The organism is Pseudomonas sp. NPDC089392, from assembly GCF_044749595.1.
In the GTDB taxonomy this organism is placed as follows: domain Bacteria; phylum Pseudomonadota; class Gammaproteobacteria; order Pseudomonadales; family Pseudomonadaceae; genus Aquipseudomonas.
The window spans coordinates 97635-114431 of the sequence record NZ_JBIVIF010000014.1 but is presented as its reverse complement, the minus strand read 5'-3'; the positions used below and the strand labels follow the sequence as shown (position 1 = coordinate 114431).

The following is a 16797-nucleotide window of genomic DNA, read 5'->3' as shown; positions in this document are numbered from 1 at the left end:
CTGAACCATGGCACTGGCCAAGCGCATCATCCCTTGCCTGGACGTGGACAACGGCCGGGTGGTCAAGGGCGTCAAGTTCGAGAACATCCGTGATGCCGGCGACCCGGTGGAAATCGCCCGTCGCTACGACGAGCAAGGTGCCGACGAAATCACCTTCCTCGACATCACCGCCAGCGTCGATGGCCGCGATACCACCCTGCACACTGTCGAGCGCATGGCCAGCCAGGTGTTCATCCCGCTGACCGTGGGCGGTGGCGTGCGTACCGTGCAGGACATTCGCAACCTGCTCAATGCCGGTGCCGACAAGGTTTCGATCAACACGGCTGCGGTGTTCAACCCGGAGTTCGTGGGTGAGGCGGCGGACCGTTTCGGTTCGCAGTGCATCGTTGTCGCCATCGACGCCAAGAAGGTGTCCGGGCCGGGTGAAGAACCGCGCTGGGAAATCTTCACCCACGGCGGGCGCAAGCCGACAGGGTTGGATGCCGTGGAGTGGGCGAAGAAGATGGAAGGCCTGGGCGCTGGCGAGATCCTGCTGACCAGCATGGACCAGGACGGCATGAAGAACGGCTTCGACCTGGGCGTTACCCGCGCCATCAGCGATGCGCTGGGTATTCCGGTGATTGCCTCGGGTGGTGTGGGGAACCTGCAGCACCTGGCTGACGGCATTCTGGAAGGGCATGCCAGCGCGGTGTTGGCGGCCAGCATCTTCCACTTTGGCGAGTACACGGTGCCGGAGGCCAAGGCTTACATGGCTTCGCGCGGGATTGTTGTTCGCTGAGATATTGATTGGGGCTGCTTTGCAGCCCTTCGCGGGTAAACCCGCTCCTACAAAGGAACACATCTCCCTGTGTAGGAGCGGGTTTACCCGCGAATGGGCCGCAACGCGGCCCCAATTGCATCACCCGTGGTTCTTGCCGAGCAGCGCGTGATACAGCTCGGTATCCCCCAGAATCCCGACCATTTTGTCGTTCTCCTGCAGCACCAGCTTGTTGCCGGTCTGGTAACGAATCTGCAGCGCCTCACGCATGCCGATATCCGCATTCACCAAGGTCGGCTTGCGGCCTAGCCCTTCCACCGACTGCCCCGGCGCCCAGTTCTGCATCTCCAGCCCGTTCTGCCCCTGGCGCGCGCGCTTGATCGAGTTGCCTTCGCCCAAATCCAGCCACGAATCGCCACCCGGGTCCAGGCACACCGAGCCATTGACCCGCTTGCAGTTGTCCAGGCTGCGCATCAGGCTGCGGCCGCACAGCACGTTCAGCGGGTTGGTATGGGCAACGAAGGTACGTACGTATTCGTCGGCCGGGTTCAGTACGATCTCTTCCGGCTTGCTGTACTGGATGATCCGCCCGTCCTTCATGATCGCAATGCGGCTACCCAGCTTCAGCGCCTCGTCCAGGTCGTGGCTGACGAACACGATGGTTTTGCTCAGCTTGGCCTGCAGGCCAAGCAACTCGTCTTGCAGGCCCTGGCGGATCAGTGGGTCCAGGGCCGAGAACGGTTCGTCCATCAGCAGGATGTCGGCATCCATCGCCAGCGCCCGGGCCAGGCCCACGCGCTGCTGCATGCCGCCAGACAGTTCGTCCGGCTTCTTGTTGCGCCACTGGGTCAGGCCTACCAGCTCAAGCTTCTCGTCAACCAGCTTGCGCCGTTCCTTTTCCGGGCGGCCCTGCATTTCCAGGCCAAAGCTGATGTTCTCGCGCACCGTCAGCCAAGGCATCAGGGCGAACTTCTGGAACACCATGGCAATGCGCTTGGTGCGCATCATCTTCAGTTCGGCCGGGGTGCAGTGGGCAATGTCGATGTTTCTGCCTTCGTGCTCGACGAACAGCTTGCCGCGGCTGACGGTGTTGAGGCCGTTGATGCAGCGCAGCAGGCTCGACTTGCCCGAACCGGACAGGCCCATCAGCACGCAAATCTCGCCCTTCTGGATGTCCAGGTTGGCCTTCTCGACGCCCACCACCAGGCCGGTCTGCTTGAGAATCTGCTCGCGGGTCTTGCCCTGGTCGAGCAGGGCCAGCGCTTCGCGCGGCTTGTTGGAGAAGATGACGTCGACGTCTTCGAAACGAATGATGCTCATGCTTCACCCCTTACCGGCAGTTCCGGTTGCTTGCAGATACGGTCGAGCATGATCGCCAGCAGCACGATCGCCAGGCCCGCTTCGAAGCCCAGGGAAATATCGGCGGTGTTCAGTGCGTTGACCACAGGTTTGCCCAGGCCATCAGCACCGACCAGGGCGGCGATCACCACCATCGACAGCGACAGCATGATGCACTGGGTAACGCCGGCGGCGATGCTCGGCATCGCGTGTGGCAGTTCGATACGGGTCAGCAGCTGGCGCCGCGAGCAGCCAAATGCCTTGCCGGCGTCCATCAGCTCTTGCGGCACGTCGCAGATGCCCAGGTAGGTAAGGCGGATCGGCGCGGCGATGGCGAACACCACGGTCGAGATCAGCCCCGGTACCACGCCCAGGCCGAACAGGGTCAGGGTAGGGATCAGGTAAACGAAGGTGGGTACCGTCTGCATCAGGTCGAGTACCGGGCGCATGGCGGTGTAGAACATTGGTTTGTGCGCGGCGACGATGCCCAGCGGCACGCCGATGGCCACGCACACCACCGTGGCGAAGGTGACTTGCGCCAGGGTTTCCATGGTTTCCTGCCAGTACCCCAGGTTGAGGATCAGCAAGAACGACAGGGCGACGAATGCAGTCAGCGCCCACTTGCGCTGGATGAAATGCGCCAGGGCGGCGAACAGGGCGATGAGTACGAATGGGTTGAAGAAAGTCAGGGCGCTGGTAACGCCATGGATCATGAACTCCAGGCCTTGCGCGATGGCGTCGAAGTATTCAGCGCCGTTCTGGGTCAGCCATTCGACGAACGACGCGATGTACTGGCCCAAGGGTATTTTCTGATCGATAAGCATGATAGCGAGCTTCCACCTGCGTAGATTGAAATCAACCCGGGGCAGGCACGGTCCTGCCCCGAGGTAGCGCTATTGCATAGTTCGTTATTGCGCGAGCTTGGCCTTGGCCGCCTCAAGGCCGGGTTTGCCATCCACGGTGGTAACGCCGGCCAGCCAGGTGTCCAGCTTGCCAGGGTTATCTTTGAGCCACTTCTTGGCGGCCGCCTCGGGCTTCATCTTGTCGTCCAGGACATAGCCCATCATGGTGCTTTCATCCTTGAGCTCGAACGACAGGTTCTTCAACAGCTGGCCAACGTTGCTGCACTCCTGCGCATAGCCCTTGCGGGTGTTGGTCAATACCGTCGCCTTGCCGAAGTCGGGGCCGAAGAAGTCGTCCCCGCCGGTGAGGTACTGCATCTTGAAGCGGGTGTTCATCGGGTGCGGTTCCCAACCCAGGAATACCAGCGCCTCGCCACGTTTTTGCGCGCGGTCGACCTGCGACAGCATGCCGGCCTCGCTGGACTGGACGATCTTGAAACCGGCGTCCTTCAAGCCGAAGGCGTTCTTGTCGATCATCGCCTGGATGGTGCGGTTGCCGTCGTTGCCTGGCTCGATGCCGTAGATCTTGCTGTCGAGTTCTTTCTTGAACTTGGGAATGTCGCTGAAATCCTTCAGACCCTTGTCATACAGCGCCTGGGGCACGGCCAGGGTGTACTTGGCGTTCTCCAGGTTGGCGCGCACGGTCTCGACAGTGCCGGCGTCGCGGTACTGCTTGATGTCGTTCTCCATGGTCGGCATCCAGTTGCCGAGAAACACATCCAGGTCCTTGCCGGTGGCCAGCGACTTGTAGGTCACCGGTACCGAGATCATGGTGGTGTGGGTTTTGTAACCCAGGGCTTCGAGCACAACGCTGGTGGTCGCGGTGGTGACCGTGATGTCGGTCCAGCCGACATCCGAGAACCGTACCGTCTGGCATTGCTCGGGTTCGGCAGCCTGGGCCAGCAAGGGTGCAGACAACAACGCAACCAGCAACAGCGAGGGTGAACCTTTCATGGATGGACTCCTGTGATTTTGTCTTCGGGTTCGCGTGGGTCGCCGGGCTTTCTGAGGGTCCGGTCGACCAGGCCTGCAGAGGGCAGGTTGCGTGGCCGTGCTTTACGAGTCGCTTTCGATAATCCTCCAGCGCCGGGCAATCGCCTACTGGTGGGGTCGTAACCAGTACGGAACGGGTCGTATCCAGTACGGGCAATGTCGCTTATGGATTTTTCCACCCCCTCAGCCGCATTTTTGCGTCACCAGGCCGCTGGAAAGCGGCGTGGCGGGCCCACTCCCTGGGTAGCGCGCTAGGCAAAACAGCGCGGCGCTGCTGGACAAAATTGCGTCGGTTGCAGACGGCGAGGGGGCCGGTAAAAGCCCGATGATGCAGGCAATTCAAGGCGGCCCTGCTTGAGCCTAGCAGCTACCCCGCCGTGCGCATGACGCGTACAGACAAGCCCAGCAAGAGGTGATTCGACGATGGCCATCAGCGTGTTCGACCTGTTCAAGATCGGTGTCGGGCCTTCCAGCTCCCACACCGTCGGCCCCATGCGTGCTGGCGCCCTGTTCGTCCAGGGCCTGCGCGAGCGCGGCGAGCTGGAACGTGTGAAGCGGATCGAAGTGCGCCTGTATGGCTCGCTGTCGGCCACCGGTGTCGGCCACGGCACCGACAACGCCACCATCATGGGCCTGATGGGCGAATGGCCGGACGCCATCGACCCGACCCAGATCGTGCCGCGTATCGCTGACTTGCGCGAAACCAACACCCTGCAGCTGGACAGCCGCCTGCCCATCGAATTCGTCTGGGCCCGCGACATGCTGCTGCTGGACGAGAACCTGCCGTACCACCCCAACGCCATGACCCTGATTGCCGAGGGCGAGCAGGGCGAGCTGCACCGCGACACCTACTACTCGGTGGGTGGCGGCTTTGTGGTCGATGCCGCCCAGGCCGCCAGCGGTGTGCTGGACGCCGACCAGGCGGTGCTGCCGTACGACTTCAACAGCGCGGCCGAACTGCTGCGCCTGTGCAAGCAAAACGACCTCAGCGTGTCGCAATTGATGATGGCCAACGAGCAGGTGTGGCGCAGCGAGGAAGAGATCCGCGCTGGCCTGCACAAGCTCTGGGAAGCCATGCAGGAGTGCGTCAACAACGGCCTCAAGTATGAAGGCACGCTGCCCGGCGGGCTGAACGTGCGCCGCCGTGCAGCCAAGCTGCACCGCAGCCTGCAGGAAATCGGCAAGCCCAACGTGATCGGCTCGACCATGAGTGCCATGGAGTGGGTCAACCTGTTTGCCTTGGCGGTCAACGAAGAAAACGCCGCCGGCGGGCGCATGGTCACCGCGCCCACCAATGGCGCGGCCGGCATCATCCCGGCGGTGCTGCACTACTACATGCGTTTCAGCGATGCGGTGAACGACTCGAATGTGGTCGACTACTTCCTCGCCGCCGCTGCGGTAGGCATCCTGTGCAAGAAGAACGCGTCGATTTCCGGTGCCGAAGTGGGTTGCCAGGGTGAGGTTGGCTCGGCCTGCGCCATGGCCGCAGCGGGCCTGGCCGAAGTGCTGGGTGCCACGCCGCCACAGGTGGAGAACGCTGCTGAAATTGCCTTGGAGCACAACCTTGGCCTGACCTGCGACCCGGTCGGCGGGTTGGTGCAGGTGCCGTGCATCGAGCGCAACGCGATTGCCGCGGTAAAGGCCATCAACGCGGTGCAGATGGCACTGCGTGGGGATGGCGAGCACTTCATTTCCCTCGACCAGGTGATCCGCACCATGCGCGATACCGGGGCCGACATGCACGACAAGTACAAAGAGACCTCGCGCGGTGGCCTGGCGGTCAGCGCTATCGAGTGCTGATTTCTAGCTGATCTCAAGGGCCTCTTCGCGGGTAAACCCGCTCCTACAAGGATGATGCAATCCCTGTAGGAGCGGGTTTACCCGCGAAAAGGCCCTTGAGTTTGACACCGGTGCAACACCACTCCAAATGCTCCCTTATGGTGCAAGCGACGCATACCGATCGTCGGGTGTCGTTATCAGTGCAGGCATTGTCGGTGACACTCAAGAGTGTCGTTTCTGGGCAACTTACACTGCGCGTGTCACCAAATTGCTCAGCCGTTACACGCACGGCGCCTAGCACGCCCGTTTGCGAACACCCGGCCAACTCGATCGAAGCACCTGATTTGCCGAACAAAGGCGTCGTTTTCAGGTTTTTTTGGATAGCCGTTCAATTTCAGGCACGGCGTTTGCGTTGAGATTGGCCACCAAGCCCCTGCACACGAGATGGGGGCAATAACAAGAAATCAGTGCCCGCCTGAGGCACACCCTGCATTTGTGTGAGGAGAAATCGCGATGACGTCGTACACCTCCGGGACCCCAACCCAGAACCGCACAGCACCCCAGTCCATCGGGTTTCTTCTATTGGACAACTTCACCCTGATTTCCCTGGCATCGGCCGTCGAGCCGCTGCGTATGGCAAACCAGCTGTCCGGCCGCGAGCTGTATCGCTGGCATACCTTGACCGTCGATGGCGGCCAGGTGTGGGCCAGCGATGGTTTGCAGATCACTCCGGACGCGGCGATGCACAGCGCGCCACCGATCGACACCGTGATCGTCTGCGGTGGCGTCGGTATCCAGCGCACCGTTACCCGTGAACATGTCACATGGCTGCAAGCCCAGGCCCGTCAGTCGCGCCGCCTGGGTGCAGTGTGCACCGGCAGCTGGGCACTGGCCTGCGCCGGCCTGCTCGACGGTTTTGATTGCAGCGTGCACTGGGAATGCCTGGCAGCCATGCAAGAGGCCTACCCACGGGTGAACATGAGCACCCGCCTGTTCACCCTCGACCGCAACCGCTTCACCAGCTCCGGTGGCACCGCGCCGCTGGACATGATGCTGCACCTGATCAGCCGCGATCACGGCCGCGAACTGTCGGCGGCGATCTCCGAGATGTTCGTCTACGAGCGCATCCGCAACGAGCAGGACCACCAGCGCGTGCCGCTCAAGCACATGCTTGGCACCAACCAGCCCAAGTTGCAGGAAATCGTCGCGCTGATGGAGGCCAACCTCGAAGAGCCGATCGACCTGGACGAACTGGCGGTGTACGTGTCGGTATCGCGCCGCCAGCTTGAGCGCCTGTTCCAGAAGTACCTGCATTGCTCGCCGTCGCGCTACTACCTGAAGCTGCGCCTGATCCGCGCGCGGCAGTTGCTGAAGCAGACGCCGATGTCGATCATCGAGGTGGCGTCGGTGTGCGGCTTTGTGTCTACCCCACACTTCTCCAAGTGCTACCGCGAGTACTTCGGCATTCCGCCGCGTGACGAGCGCGTGGGCTCCAACACTGCGCAGCAGGTGGCGATGATGCCGATTCCGCAGGCCATGACCCTGTCGCCGCACAGCGGGCCGATGGCGGCCCTGAGCCAGGCGCGCAACGAATCGACGTTTGCCAGTGTAAGGCTCTGACACCGCGTCGCCTGCTTCGCGGGTAAACCCGCTCCCACAGTGTGGGAGCGGGTTCACCCGCGAAGAGGCCGGCGCAGGCAACACAAAACCATCTGTTGATAATGATTCTCGACTACGGGTAACATCGCCGCCCCCGAAACACTCTGGCATACCACCCCGTGGCGGACGACAAACTCCAGCTCTACCTGGCCCACCGGGCGGCATTGCTCGACTATGCCGCACCGATTGTCGGCTGCCGCGCCCGCGCCGAGGATGTGGTGCAGGAAGCCTGGCTGCGCTTCAGCCGCCAGCACGACGATGCCGACATCCGTCACCCGGCCAGTTACCTGTACCGCATCGTGCGTAACCTGGCGCTCGACCAGACCCGCCGCAGTGCCACCGAAAAAGCCCAACCCGGCGGTGATGAAATTCTCGCCGAGCTGCCCTCCAGCAGTGCTTCGCCCGAGCAGGCGGTCACCCAGCAGAATGAACTCAGCGCCATCAGCCGCGCCCTGGAAGAACTGCCGCTGCGCACCCGCACCGCCTTCGAAATGCACCGCCTGGGCGGCCATACCCTGCAAGAGGTGGCCAGCCACCTGAATGTCTCTGTAAGCCTGGTGCACCAACTGGTGCGCGACGCCCTCAGCCATTGCATGGCACGCCTGGAGGACGACCTGTGAAAAAACGCCAGGCTGCCGCGTCTTTTGCCGAACCGGGCGACTCTGTGCGACCCTTCGCGGCCAATTGCGCCTCCGAGCCACCAGGAGCCTTGCCCGACATGACGTCAGCAGACCTCACATCCAGCCGCCGCGAGCAGGCCATGGACTGGCTCCTGCGCCTGCAGCAGGCCCCGCACGATCCGCAATTGCGCGGCGAATTCGAGCAGTGGTGCGCCAGTGATACGGCCAATGCCGAGGCCTATCGCAAAGTCGAACGGGTGTGGCAGCTCAGCGGGCAACTGGCCCCGACCACTACCGAGCACTGGCCCAAAGCCGAAGTGGTGCAGTTGCCCGCGCGCCGTCGCCGCTGGTGGCTCGGCGCCGCAGTGGCAGCCTGCCTGCTGGTGGCGCTGGCGCCATCCTTGAGCCTGCGCTTGCAGGCCGACTACCGTACCGCCCAGGGCGAGACCCGCGACATCACCTTGGCTGATGGCAGCGTGGTGCAGATGGACAGCGACACTGCCATCGCCGTGGATTACAGCGGTGAACACCGGGATGTGAAGCTGCTGGCTGGCCAGGCGTTCTTCGAGGTGAAGCCCGACAAGGCCAAGCCGTTCCATGTGCGTGCCGATGACGTGCAGGTGACGGTGACCGGGACGGCGTTCAACGTCGAGCTACGGCCAGGCAGGGTAGGGGTGGATGTGCAGCATGGCTCGGTACGGGTCGAGGACACTGCCGCTGCGCAGGTGCTGGCGCAGGCACTGACGGCTGGGCAACGGCTGCGGTATGTCGAGGGGCAGGTGCAGCTGCGGGCCTTTGTGCCGTCGCAAGCGGCTGCCTGGCGGCAGGGGCAGTTGATTGCTGACGACCAGACGGTGGCAGAGCTGGTGCAGGCGCTGGCGCGCTACATGCCGGGCGAGGTGCTGCTGCGGGACGATGCCCTGGCTGCCAAGCGGGTGACTGGGGTGTATGACCTGCGGCGGCCTGAGGCGGCCTTGCGTGCGGTGATCCGGCCGCATGGTGGTGAGGTGCGCAGTTATGGGCCTTGGCTGCTGGTATTGAGTAAACCTTGAAATTGCCGGGGCCGCTTTGCGGCCCATCGCGACACAAGGCCGCTCCTACAGGGGATCGCGTCAACTTCAGGCTGTATGCGATCCCCTGTAGGAGCGGCCTTGCGTCGCGATGGGCTGCGCAGCAGCCCCAAAATCCTCGCTGAAAAATTAATTTCACAATTTCCTGAAAATTCCCCGCACTGCCCCGTCTTCTCCCCCGCGCGCAACAACTGATACCGATTCTTATTAAAATTTGCAGCCCGGCGATTGCCCGGGGGCGGGGATGTGGGATGACTGAAACATCAAGCCGAAAGCCGCGCTGCGCGCGGGGTTGGTCGTTGCGCCTGAAAAATGTGGCCGGTGCAGGCGTGCTCGGTGCTTGCTGCACGCTGGCCGTGCTGCCTGCCCATGCCGAAGAACAAGCCCAGCCGCGCTCGGTACTGGCCCAGGTGCACGCATTCGACATTGCGCCGCAGAAACTGGCCATCGCCCTGATCACTTTCGGCCAGCAGAGCGGCCTGCAGGTATCGGTCGACCCAGATCTGCTCGAAGGCCAGCAATCCACTGCGGTCAGCGGCCAGTTGAGCAGCGCGGCCGCGCTCGCGCAGCTGTTGCTGGGCACCGGCATCACCTGGGACTACGAATACGGCACGCTGATGTTTCGCCTGCTGCAAGCCGACAACGGCGCCCTCGAACTGCACAACACGTTGATTCTCGGCGACACCGAGGAAAACAGCTTCATGGGCGCCACGGTCATCGACCGCAAGGCGATCCAGGCCTTTCCGGGCGCCAACGGCGACATCACCACGATCCTGCAGATGCACCCCAACGTGCAGTTCAGCAGCGACCAGAAAAGCTCCAGCACCCCCGGTGAGATCGACCCGGCCGATATCAGCATCAACGGCGCAAAGTACTACCAGAACAACTTCATGATCGACGGCATCTCGATCAACAACGACCTCGACCCCGGCTCCCACACCTACAACGACACACGCCAGTTCGACTCCACGCCCAGCCGTTCCCACGGCATCGCCCTGGATGCCGACCTGCTGGAAGAGATCAAGGTCTACGACAGCAACGTGCCGGTCGAATACGGCGGCTTCAACGGTGGCGTGGTCGATGCCATCACCCGTCGACCGACGCAAGACCTACACGGCAAGATTTCCTACGCCATGAGCCGCTCGGAATGGACCCGCTACCACATCAGCGGCGAGGACAAGGAAAGCTTCAAGAACTCCTCCAGCGAGCAGAGCCAGCCCGAGTTCAAGAAGACCACCGTGCGCGGTACCCTCGAAGGCCATTTCAACGAAGATTTCGGCGCCCTGCTGAATTTCTCGCAGAAGCGCTCCTACCTGCCGCTGCGCACCTACAAGAACGGCTACAACAGCCCCAACAACGACAACGAGCAGGAGCAGACCCGCGCCCTGGACAACTTTCTGCTCAAGACCTACTGGAACATCAACGACCGGCTGACGCTGGACACCTCGATCGTCTACGCGCCGCAGGAAAACACCTATTTCCGCGAAGACAGCCGCGATTCGGGCTTCACCAACATCAATGGTGGCTGGCAGGCCTCGCTCAAGACCATCTATGAGGGCGACAGCGCCCGCTGGACCCAGCAGCTGGCGCTGACCGACCTGTATGCCTCGCGCGAGTCCGACAGCGATGAGTACTACAACTGGTACTGGTCCACCAGCAAGGACTGGGGCAACCCCGACCGCGCCACCGCGCGCAGCCAGCAAGGTGGCTACGGCAGCCTGAACCAGACCCAGCGCGGCCTCGACTACAAGCTCAAGGCCGACTGGCAGACGTTCAACCTCGGCCCCACCCAGCACACCCTGAGCACCGGCCTGGAGCTCGGCTACCAGCGCGCCACCTGGGAGCGCGAAGAAGATGCCGTGGCGTATACCACTTTCGAACGCGACAACGGCGTGTCGTGTGGCAGCGACCGTGCCTGCTCCACCGGCACGCAGCTGAATGGCAAGAACCGCCAGTACGCCTCGGCGATGATGGTGTACGGTGCCGGCCGGCTGCAGATGGACCAGAAGAAGTACGCCCTGTTCATGCAGGACGAGATTGGCTACGGCAACCTTACCCTGCGCCCGGGCTTGCGCTTCGAGGGCGACGACTACATGCAGAAGAAGTCCCTGGCGCCACGCCTGGCGGGTGACTATGACTTCTTCGGCGACCGCAGCACGGTGCTGGTGTTCGGTGCCAACCGCTACTACGGGCGCAACCTGTTCGAGTATCGCCTTGCCGACGGTCGCGACACCTTCACCACGCGCTACACCCGCGCCGCGCAGACAGACGACTGGACCCTGGCCAGCCGCAACCAGAATTCCAGCCAGTTTCGCAGCATGGACATCCCCTACGATGACGAACTCATGCTCGGCCTGAACCAGCGCTGGTTCGACACCGACTTCCAGCTCAAGTACATCAACCGCAAGGGCCACGACCAGATCTACCGCACCCGCCCGTACTACAGCCTGGACGAGAAGGACATCCCGGCCGGCTACAGCAAGAACTACTACGTCTACCTCAACGCCGGCACCAGCGAAACCGAGAACATCAGCCTGACCGTGGCGCCGCTGCAGCCGCTGCGCTTCAGGGGCACCAGCACCAGTGTGCAGCTGGCGCTGGACTGGTCGCGCAGCAAGGGCGCCCATGGCGCCACCTACGAAGCCGGGGTAGACCGTGAAGAGCTGGACAACGAACCGGTGGTGTTCGACGGCAAGCTGGTGCCCTATGAGGAGCTGCCGGCCAGCGACTTCAACCGGCCCTGGACCGCGCGCCTGGTGACCATCACCGACATCCCCCAGTGGAACCTGTCGGTGAGCAACTTCTTGCGCTACCGCGGCCCTTACGACCAGGTGGTCAAGGTGTCGCCGGACGCCGAAGTCGATGGCAAGACCTACAGCCGCTACGAAACGGTCGCCACGCCCGGCGCGCCGACCTGGGACATGCGCCTGGCCTGGGACATCCCCACCGGCAAGGACCAGGCGTTCTTCGTCAACGTCGACATCACCAACGTCACCGACAAGGTCAACGAGATCGCCAGCCGCACCTCGACCAGCGTGGTCAGCTACGAGATAGGCCGCCAATACTGGCTGGAAGTCGGCTACCGCTTCTAACACTAGAAAACCGTGGATACCCTGATGAAAAAGCTCATCGCGGGCCTGCTCGGCCCGCTGTTGCTCGGCGCCTGCGCGTCGATACCCGAACCCGACTCGCCATTGCCCTGGGACAGCCAGGTTATCCATGGCCAGTTGGCCAATGGCCTGGCTTATCGGCTGGTGCGCGAAACCTCGCAGCCAGGGCGGCTGGACCTGCGCCTGACAGTCAAGGCCGGCTCGGTTGACGAAGCCGACGACCAGGTTGGCGTGGCGCACTTGGTCGAGCACCTGGCCTTTCACAGCAGGGCGGGTGGCGAGCACAAGCTGCGCCAGCGCATGACCGACCTGGGCTGGGTGCAGGGGCGGCACTTCAATGCCGTGACCAACTACGAACGCACCCAGTACCTGATCGGCCCGCCTGCTGGCGTGCGCCAAGCGCCCCAAGCGTTGCAGGCGCTGGCCGACCTGGCCTTCGCCCGTGATTACAATGCCCAGGACCTGGAGCAAGAACGGCCAATCGTGATCGAGGAGTGGCGCGGCGGCCTGGGCGTGGCCCAGCGCATGAACGAGCAGCGCACCGCTTCGCAGCGGGTGGGTTCGCGTTACCCCGAGCACCGTACCATCGGCAACGAGGCGGCGATCCGCATGGCCAGCCTGGAGCAACTGCAGGCGTTCCAGAACCGCTGGTACCTGCCGAACAACATGGTGCTTTCGGCGGTTGGCGATTTCGACCCACAGGCCCTGCGCGAACAGATCGAACAGGCGTTTGGCAAGGCCAAGGCGGGCCCGGTGGCGGCCCGCGAGCAGCGCGAGCTGCCGCTGGACGACAAGCTGAAGGTGTTCCGCCTGCAGGACCCGCAGTCCGGCAGCAACCAGGTGGCAATGCTGCTGCGCTCGCACGAGCCAGGCAGCCGCGGCACCACCCGCGCTGCGCTGCGCGAGCGGCTGATCGACCGCATGATCCTCGCCGCCATGCTCGACAGCCTGCGCCGCCAGCCGCTGCAGCCGGGGGTGCGCAGCCTGATCGTGCAGAAGACCCTGATCGGTGAACACTCCACCGTGCTCGGCATCGCCGCAGGCGTCAAAGGCCAGGCCCACGACCAGGCGCTGCAGCAGTTGCTGACCGAGATCGAGCGCCTGCGCCAGCACGGCTTCAATGAAACCGACCTGCAACGTGAGCGCGAACATATCCGCGCGCTGGGCGAAAAGACCCTGGCCAAACAGGCACCGCGCACCTTCGAGCAATGGGTGGAGCAACTCAACAATGCCGCTGTGCAGGGCAATGCCGTCACCGAACGGCATGCCACCGCTGCGCGCTATCTGCAGGTGCTGGACGACATCTCGCTGAATGACCTGAACGACCGCCTGCAACGTTGGCTCGCCAGCCCTGACCGGGTATTACAGGTGAGTGCGGCAGGTACTTCCAAGGTTGCCCTGCCGAGCGTTGCGCAGGTTGAAGCACGTCAGGCAAAGCTGGCTGCAACAGCGCTGCCCGTGCCCGTACAGGTGGCGCCGGCAGTGGCTGTGAAACCCCGGCTGGAAATGCCCGCTACGCCACCAGCGGCAGCTATCGTCGAACGCAAGACCTTTCCTGAGCAACACGTGGAACACTGGCGCCTGAGCAATGGTGATCGGTTGGTCTGGCTCAAGCGCAATGGCCCGGAAGGCAAGTGGCTGCTGCAGGCCGACTCGTCTGCGGGCTATCACCTTGCAGGCACCCCGGCCTGGCGCCTGCAGATGGCCGCACAGCTGGCCATGCACAGTGGCCTGCCCGGGATGGATCAGCAGGCCCTGGCAACCTGGCGCCAGGACCAGCGCGCCACACTCGGCTTCGACCAGCAGCCCCAGCGCCTGCAGCTCAACCTTGGTGCTGCGCCAGAGCAACTGCTGGCGCTGATGCAGAGCTATCGGGTAAGCCAGCTGGCCAGCATCGACCCGCAAGTGTTCAGCACCACGCGCGATGTATTGCTGCAACGCCTGCGCAGCCGCCCGGATGACGTACGTGGGCTGCAGGAAAGCCGGCAGCGTGTGCTCAAGTACGGTGTCGACCACTGGCAGTCGCCGGAAATCAGCGCCCTTGAACAGTTGACCGCCGAACAGCTGAGTGCCGACTGGAAGCGCTTGGCTGGTGCGCCGGTGACCTATTACCTGATGGCGGATGCGGCGCCTGAATCGCTGGAGAAAATGGTCGGTGAAATGCTCGCGACCATCCCGCGCAGTAACTCGCTGGCCAGCCAGCAGGCTTTGCAACAGCCCGGCCAGCGTCGCGATGATCTGGCAATCGCGCTGGAGCCGCGTGCCGTCCTGCAAGCCAGCAGCTACCAGCCCCAGGCCTGGAGCCCGGAAGCGGCGGCGCGGGTGGCGGTATTGCGTGACCTGGCCAACCAACGCCTAAAAGCACAGCTGAGGGGCGAAGCTGCCGGCGTGTATCGCCTGCGTTTCGACAGCGAACTGAATGCCGACAGCCAACGCATCGAAAGCAGCCTGAGCTTCACCTGCGACCCGGCGCGGGTCGACGAACTGTGGGCCATGGCCCAGAAGACGTTGGCCAGCCTGCAACCGGACGCCCAGTGGCTGGCTACCGAGCGCGCCGAGTTCCAGCGCCAGGAGAGCAAGCGCCGTGACGACCCGCAAACCCAGTTCAAGCGCCTGATCCTCAGTGACCGCCGCTGGCACGATCCACGTTACCTGCAGACCCAGGCACAACTGCCTGATGCCTTGAACCTGCCAGCGCTGCAACAGCAAGCGAAGCAGCTGTTCCCACAGGCCAATCAGGTGCAGCTGCGCCTGTTGCCTTCGGCGGTGGCACAGGAGCAGGCCCTGTGAAGACCCTGCGGACATTCTACCGCCTCAGCCGTCCGTTCTGGCGCAGCCGCCAGCAATGGCCGGCCTGGTTGATGTTGGCTACGGTGATCGGCCTTGGGTTGTTGGTGGTGCAGATCAATGTGCTGATCAACAGTTGGAGCAAGACCTTCTACGACACCCTGGCAGCATTCGACACCACCGGGCTGTACGGCCTGGTCGGCGAGTACGCGCTGTACCTGGGCAGTTATGTGCTGATCGTAGTGGCCATGGATTACCTGCGCAAAGGGCTGGAGCTGCGCTGGCGCCAGGCGATGACCGGGCGGCTGACCGATGCCTGGCTGGCTGACCAGGCGTTCTACCGCCTGGGGCTGACCGGCGAGCCGGACAACCCCGACCAGCGCATCGCCCAGGACATTGACCTGATGGTTGGCCTGAGCATCGAGCTGGTGGCGTCCTTGGTGATCAACCTGGCGCAGGTGGGGGCGTTCGTGGTGATCCTGTGGAACCTGTCGGGCGTGCAGACTTTCAGCCTGTTCGGCGAGACATTCACCGTGCATGGCTACCTGGTGTGGATCGTGCTGTTCTACACCTTGGCTGGCAGCCTGCTGACCCATTTGATCGGCAAGCCGCTGCATGCCCTGAACTACGAGCGCGAACACCGCGAGGCGGACTTTCGCGCCAGTCTGCTGCGCAAGCGCGACCATGCCGAGCAAATTGCGCTGTACCGCGGCGAAGCGGTCGAACGCGAACACCTGGCCGGGCGATTTTGTGCCATCGCCGACAACTGGCGGCAGTTGATGGGGCGGGAGCGCAACCTCAGCCTGTTCACAGTTTCCTACGAACGCCTGAGCCTGATCATTCCAGTGTTCGCCGCCTTGCCGGCGTTCATGGCCAAGGCCATCACCCTGGGTGGGTTGATGCAGATTCGCAGTGCCTTCAACGCGGTGCATGGGTCGCTTAGCTGGTTCATCAAGCTGTATCACAAGCTGGTGCGCTGGAGTGCGGCGTTGCAGCGCCTGGAGCAGTTCGAGCAGGCCATTGCCGCGAGTCGCCAGCAGGTGCTCAAGGCGCCACAGGGGCAGTGCCTGTGCATGCAGGGCCTGACGCTGTGCAAGCCCGATGGCGGCGTGTTGCTGGATGCATTCGACCTGCGTGTGGGGCAGGGCGAATGGGTGCGTCTGGGCGGTCGCAGCGGATTGGGCAAGTCGACTTTGCTGCGTACCTTGCAGGGGCTGTGGCCTTACTGCGTGGGTGATTGGCAGTTGCCGCCGGGGAGGAGCTTGTTGTTGCCACAGAAGCCATACATGCCGCACTTGAGCTTGCGCGGGTTACTGGCTTATCCACAGCTGCGCTCGATCGATGATGTGCAGTTGATCGATGTGTTGGCCAAAGTGGGGCTGGGTGGCCTGATCGGGCAACTGGACCTGCAGGCGGAGTGGGAGCGTGTGCTTTCTGGTGGCGAGCAGCAGCGGTTGAGCCTGGCGCGGGCGTTGTTGTACCGGCCGGATACGTTGTACCTGGATGAGGCGACCAGTCAGCTGGACCTGGGCAGTGCGCGGGGGTTGCTGGAGATGCTCAGGCGGGAGTTGCCGGGGTGCACAGTGGTGGGCGTGACTCACCAGGAGGGATTGGTCGGGCTGTTTGACCGGACCTTTGAGCTGGAGCGGTTGGCCGAGCCTGCGTAAGACAGTGCCGGCCTCTTCGCGGGTGAACCCGCTCCTACAAGGTACTCCACAGGCCTCAGGCCTTGTGCAATCCCTGTAGGAGCGGGTTTACCCGCGAAGAGGCCAGTACAGGAAA

The 16797-nt window shown here is 63.3% G+C and carries 11 protein-coding genes; 8 read left to right on the top strand and 3 right to left on the bottom strand.

Annotated features, from left to right (window positions below):
* The first annotated feature begins 7 nt into the window (after positions 1–7).
* Positions 8–778, top strand: a complete 771-nt coding sequence (gene hisF, locus ACIP1G_RS14665; RefSeq protein ID WP_013970495.1) for an imidazole glycerol phosphate synthase subunit HisF — start codon at positions 8–10, stop codon at positions 776–778.
* A gap of 120 nt (positions 779–898) precedes the next feature.
* Here the strand turns inward: hisF and choV are convergent, their stop codons facing one another.
* The 3 genes from choV to ACIP1G_RS14650 all read right to left on the bottom strand — a co-directional run bounded on the left by choV (position 899) and on the right by ACIP1G_RS14650 (position 3951).
* Complete coding sequence (gene choV, locus ACIP1G_RS14660; RefSeq protein ID WP_400738120.1) at positions 899–2077, bottom strand: choline ABC transporter ATP-binding protein; 1179 nt, start codon at positions 2075–2077, stop codon at positions 899–901.
* The gene (gene choW / locus ACIP1G_RS14655; protein ID WP_400738157.1) at positions 2074–2922 is read right to left on the bottom strand and encodes a choline ABC transporter permease subunit; all 849 of its coding nucleotides are present in this window, start codon (positions 2920–2922) and stop codon (positions 2074–2076) included. Before choW ends, choV begins: the two co-directional genes overlap by 4 nt.
* Before the next feature lie 81 nt (positions 2923–3003).
* Positions 3004–3951 carry a choline ABC transporter substrate-binding protein gene (locus tag ACIP1G_RS14650; RefSeq protein ID WP_400738117.1) on the bottom strand — a complete coding sequence of 316 codons (948 nt, stop codon included), beginning with the start codon at positions 3949–3951 and terminating at the stop codon, positions 3004–3006.
* Between the two features lie 462 nt (positions 3952–4413).
* Here ACIP1G_RS14650 and ACIP1G_RS14645 point away from each other — a divergent pair, with 462 nt between their 5' ends.
* The 7 genes from ACIP1G_RS14645 (at position 4414) to ACIP1G_RS14615 (ending at position 16682) form a co-directional block, all read left to right on the top strand.
* The gene (locus ACIP1G_RS14645) at positions 4414–5790 is read left to right on the top strand and encodes an L-serine ammonia-lyase (protein WP_400738114.1); all 1377 of its coding nucleotides are present in this window, start codon (positions 4414–4416) and stop codon (positions 5788–5790) included.
* A 492-nt stretch (positions 5791–6282) separates the two neighbouring features.
* On the top strand, positions 6283–7389 hold the full coding sequence (locus tag ACIP1G_RS14640; RefSeq protein WP_016484513.1) for a GlxA family transcriptional regulator: 1107 nt from the start codon (positions 6283–6285) through the stop codon (positions 7387–7389).
* 158 nt (positions 7390–7547) lie between these two features.
* Positions 7548–8048 carry a sigma-70 family RNA polymerase sigma factor gene (locus ACIP1G_RS14635; RefSeq protein WP_400738111.1) on the top strand — a complete coding sequence of 167 codons (501 nt, stop codon included), beginning with the start codon at positions 7548–7550 and terminating at the stop codon, positions 8046–8048.
* Between the two features lie 98 nt (positions 8049–8146).
* Entirely contained in the window at positions 8147–9100 is a 954-nt protein-coding gene (locus ACIP1G_RS14630) for a FecR family protein (RefSeq protein ID WP_400738109.1), read from the top strand.
* 269 nt (positions 9101–9369) lie between these two features.
* Entirely contained in the window at positions 9370–12210 is a 2841-nt protein-coding gene (locus ACIP1G_RS14625; protein ID WP_400738106.1) for a TonB-dependent receptor plug domain-containing protein, read from the top strand.
* 24 nt (positions 12211–12234) lie between these two features.
* Complete coding sequence (locus ACIP1G_RS14620) at positions 12235–15018, top strand: insulinase family protein (RefSeq protein ID WP_400738103.1); 2784 nt, start codon at positions 12235–12237, stop codon at positions 15016–15018.
* Entirely contained in the window at positions 15015–16682 is a 1668-nt protein-coding gene (locus tag ACIP1G_RS14615; protein WP_400738101.1) for an ABC transporter ATP-binding protein/permease, read from the top strand. The genes ACIP1G_RS14620 and ACIP1G_RS14615 overlap by 4 nt, the downstream gene beginning before the upstream one ends.
* The last annotated feature ends 115 nt before the right edge of the window (positions 16683–16797 follow it).